Genomic DNA, 3,588 nt, shown 5'->3' with positions numbered 1-3,588 from the left:
GCCCAGCTGCATTTGCACGCGGTTGAATAATTTCTGATAGTTGGTAATATGCTGCTGCTTTTGCGCAGTGTAAGGTTTTTGCATTGCAGCGGCCATCAGCTGCTTTGTTTTTGCCATAAAGCCGGGATTGCGGAAATCCGTACCCATGGAAAGGATCAACGTTACTTCCGTGGCGTTCTTTACTACCAGGTTTTTGCCTTCCGTGGTTAAAGTACCACCATTCAGCTTTGCCTGTACGCGGGCTATGTAACGCATACCCGGTGTATCTGTACCGCTGGGCAGCTGCCCGCTCATTTGCAGCTCCTTGCCTTCTGTTCTTACTGCAAAATTCTCCGGCCGGTCAATGGATACACGAAAATTCAGCTGTCCGGGTTTGCTGGCCGTGAGGCGGATAACGCCTACATCATTCCCAAAGCTGGTAAAGTATTCTCTTTTATAGGTAACGCCGTTTAGCTCGTAGGAGGTAGTGGATACTGCATTGTTTAACGACAGCTCTCTTTCATAATGGGTAGTGGTAGTATCCGCCGTTTTATGATCATATTCCAGCATTAATGTACCCAGCACCTGGAAACAGCCCCAGGGTAGGCCTGCAGAGCCTTTGCCCGTGCACACGAACGACTTATCCATCAGCGCCTGCGCTTCGTCGTTCTTATTTTCCGCCAGCAGCTGCCGGATCTGCGGCAGCAGTTTGTAGGCTTCATAATTGTTGGCATCCTGCGGCGCACCGGACCACAGCGTAATATCGTTCAGCACAATTTTCTCATTGCGCACACCGCCGTCCGGCATCATACCTAAACGGCCGTTGCCTAAGGGAATGGTTTCTTCCCAAACCATTGCAGGCTGGGTATACCATAAGCGCAAAGGCTGCTGCTGGGCTAATAACGCGATGGGTAAGCATACACAAGCTATTACAGCGGTAAAAAGTTGTCGGATCATTATTGTGGAACTTTGTTTGAAAATGTAAAATGTAAAATTCTAAATGTAAAATGTAAAAGTGGAATGCAGCGAACCATCGCACCCAATTTTTATATTCTTTATACTTTAAATCAATAAAGAAGGTTTATAAAAACCATTTAAAAGACTTTATGAACAAGATAAACGCCAAATGTAAAAGTTAAATGCAGCGATGGGCCACATCCAACGTTTACATTCCTCTTTAAAAATGTAAAATTCTAAACCAACAAAGGAGGCCCATAAAAACCATCTAAAAGACTTTATGAACAAGATAAACGCCAAATGTAAAAGTCAAATGCAGCGATCAACCACATTCAACTTTTACATTTAACATTTTACATTTATAATTTTACATTCCTTTATTTATACTCCGGGTTCTGCACCAGCACGCCCCCGCTCTTATCAATCTCCGGCTGCGGTAAAGGCCAGTGGTAAAACTTATCCTCGTAGTGATAAGGGTTAATACCATCCTTCACTGCATTCAGCACCGTCTTAGCAGTATGCCAGCGGCGTAGGTCAAAATAACGCAGGCCTTCAAATGCCAGCTCTATCCTTCTTTCATGACGGATCCTTTCACGCATCTGGTCTTTGGTTAAACCAGCGGGGTAAGCCGGCATGCTTACCCGCGCACGCAGGTCGGTCATGGCTTTATACACCGTGGCATCAGGCCCGGCCAGCTCATTCTGCGCTTCCGCATACATAAGCAAAATTTCAGCTAAGCGAAATACTACCGCGTTTTGCTGGCTTAAGGTAGAAAATCCATACGGAATATTTTCCGGCACCAGGAATTTCATAACCCCATAACCGGTAGGCCGGCTGTTGGAAGGCGTATGAATTTTACCACCGCCAAAATCCGGATGATCTACGAACACGGTTTTCTTCAAACGCGGGTCGCGGTTCTCAAATGGCGCAGCTGGATTGGTGAGCGGAGAGGTGCCGTAAGGTAAACCATCCGTACACTCAAAATCATTCACAAAGTTCTGTAGCGGGCTGGCCACCAGCCAGTCGCCATAATACATATCCCAGGGAGCGGTATTATTAGGCGCTAAAAAGTTTATAGAAAAAATGATCTCTGTATTTCCTTTTTGGCTGGCATCGCGGAACACATCTTCAAAATTAGCGCTCAGCTTATACTGTGCCTGGATCTGTAGTGTAAGGTCCCTCACCTGCGTTAGCAAAGCGGCATCAGGTGTACCATTGGCGCCGTAAGCTGCAAAAATAAGCGTACGTGCTTTCAACGCCTGGGCAGATGATACACAGGCATGGCCGCCATTCTGATAATAAGGCGCTGCATTCAGGTTGGCAATGGCAAAATCCGCATCGGCCAGTACCTGCTTTAACACATCCGGGGCAGCAACCTTAGCCTGGTTCTGCGTTTCCAGCGACAGTGGCTCCAGCACCACCGGCACATCCCCATAAATATTATACAGCTGAAAGTAAAAATACGCGCGCAAAAAACGGGCTTCTGCCTCATACTTTTTCTTGTCGGCATCCGGGAAATCGGGGCCGGTATACTTTGCCAGCTGCATCAGAAAAATGTTGATGCGGGCAATGCCTGCATACGCATCCTTATACAGCTGCGGTATATAACCACCAGTGGTAGAACTAATACTGCCGGATACAATTTCTTTGGCAGAGCCGGAGTTGTGCTGTGCATAACCATTGTCTGTAAAGCAATCCCACACCGGCAATTCAACTGCAAATTCAGCGGCCTGCAGCGAGGAGTAAGCTGCTGCCAGCGCCTGGTCAAAATCACTTTTCTTTTGCCAGAAATCACCGGATGCCAGCGCATCTTTCGGGTTCTGGTCCAGGTATTTTTTACAGGCCGTGCCCATTAAGCACAGCAGCAGGCATATATAGATCGTGTATTTTTTCATAACCTTAGAACTTAACATTTAAACCAAAAGAATAGATCTTATTCTGCGGATACTGTACAAAGTTGCCGCTGCCCGCACGTTCCGGATCAAGGCCACGGTACTTGGTGGCAGTAAGCAGGTTGTCGCCGGAGAAATATACCCGCACATTATCAATACCTATGCGGCTGGTGATATTAGCCGGAATGGTGTAACCAATGGTAAGGTTCTTCAGGCGGAAGTAAGAAGCATCCTGCAAATAATAAGAAGAAGCGCGGCGTATTTTTTCCGGTGCGCCCCAGCCCCAGTAAATGCGCGGCATAGTGGTGGATGGGTGTTCCGGGGTCCAGCGGTTACGCCAGTCGGTGGTGGGCGGCGCGCCCTGCACAAAAGGAACAGTGCCCCATTCGCTTACAAAGAACCTGGTGCCTTCTACGCCCTGCGCCATAGCAGAAAAGTCGAAACCTTTGTATTGCAATGCCAGGTTAAAAGAGTAGTTGATGTTGGGATAGTTGCCTTTTATATAAGTGCGGTCGTCATTATTGATCACGCCATCACCATTCACATCCCTGTACTTCAGGTCACCGGGCTGGGTATCATCGCCAAATTGTTTGGGAGAATTTTTCACCTCATCAGCTGTCTGGAATATGCCGATCCAGTCCAGCGTGTAATAGGCGTCATACTCCAAACCTTCATCACGGATGCGGTAGCTGCTGCTGTTAATATCACGCTGGCCGTAACGCACCAGCTTATTCTTATAGTGCTCAAAGTTGCCGCCAAT

2 protein-coding genes and 1 pseudogene are annotated in these 3,588 nt (G+C 47.5%); all 3 read right to left on the bottom strand.

Features of this window, described 5'->3' with window-relative positions; genetic code table 11:
• The coding region (locus VIM87_RS30530) for a glycoside hydrolase family 95 protein (protein ID WP_332000647.1) at positions 1-936 on the bottom strand (936 nt) is incomplete at its 3' end.
• A gap of 377 nt (positions 937-1,313) precedes the next feature.
• On the bottom strand, positions 1,314-2,831 hold the full coding sequence (locus VIM87_RS30525) for a RagB/SusD family nutrient uptake outer membrane protein (protein WP_332000646.1): 1,518 nt from the start codon (positions 2,829-2,831) through the stop codon (positions 1,314-1,316).
• Between the two features lie 4 nt (positions 2,832-2,835).
• Positions 2,836-3,588, bottom strand: a pseudogene (locus tag VIM87_RS30520) (TonB-dependent receptor); the annotation flags it as partial.

Origin of the sequence: Chitinophaga sp. (assembly GCF_036569125.1) — a bacterium.
GTDB lineage: Bacteria > Bacteroidota > Bacteroidia > Chitinophagales > Chitinophagaceae > Chitinophaga.
This window is presented reverse-complemented; position numbering and strand designations above follow the sequence as displayed.

Coding starts and splice junctions, on each gene's coding strand:
- VIM87_RS30525 (WP_332000646.1), bottom strand. CDS start 2,831: ATGAAAAAATACACGATCTATATATGCCTGCTGCTGTGCTTAATGGGC.